This window comes from Glycomyces sp. MUSA5-2 (genome assembly GCF_037034145.1).
Classification (GTDB): domain Bacteria; phylum Actinomycetota; class Actinomycetes; order Mycobacteriales; family Micromonosporaceae; genus Glycomyces; species Glycomyces artemisiae.
This window is the reverse complement of sequence record NZ_JBAGKG010000029.1, coordinates 1-465: the sequence shown is the minus strand read 5'-3', so window position 1 is coordinate 465 and position 465 is coordinate 1. Positions and strand designations below refer to the sequence as shown.

1 protein-coding gene is annotated in these 465 nt (G+C 65.2%); it reads left to right on the top strand.

Annotated elements, in window-relative coordinates; translation table 11 throughout:
• The first annotated feature begins 38 nt into the window (after positions 1 to 38).
• On the top strand, positions 39 to 323 hold the full coding sequence (locus WA640_RS28695) for a GntR family transcriptional regulator (protein ID WP_335992390.1): 285 nt from the start codon (positions 39 to 41) through the stop codon (positions 321 to 323).
• Positions 324 to 465: the final 142 nt, after the last annotated feature.

The following is a 465-nucleotide window of genomic DNA, read 5'->3' as shown; positions in this document are numbered from 1 at the left end:
CTGGTAGATGGGCGTGAGTTTCCGTCTAGCGTGATCGCATGGACCCGGACGCGGAGATTGATCACGAGGCACCGACACCCGTGTATCAACAGCTTGCGGGGATTCTGCGGGCCCGGATCGAGCGCGGCGACTGGGCGCCGAACCGGCAGATTCCGAGCGAGCCGCAGCTGGTGCAGACCTACGGCCTCGCTCGCGAGACGACGCGCAAAGCAATCCGCGTCCTCATTGAGGACGGGCTAGTGGTCACCGTTCCCGGGCGCGGTACGTTCGTCGCCGCCGCTGACGACGGCGACGCGACGTCAGCCAGTGAGCCCAACGAATAGGCCAGTGCCGCAAGGGGTGTGACGGTCTCCTGTCGCCACGTGTCGCGGTTGTGGCAGTTGTGCGCAATACTCCGGGCATGACATTCTGTGACCAATGCGGTGCAACTCTCCCGCCTGGGACAGTCATGGCGTGCCCGTGGTG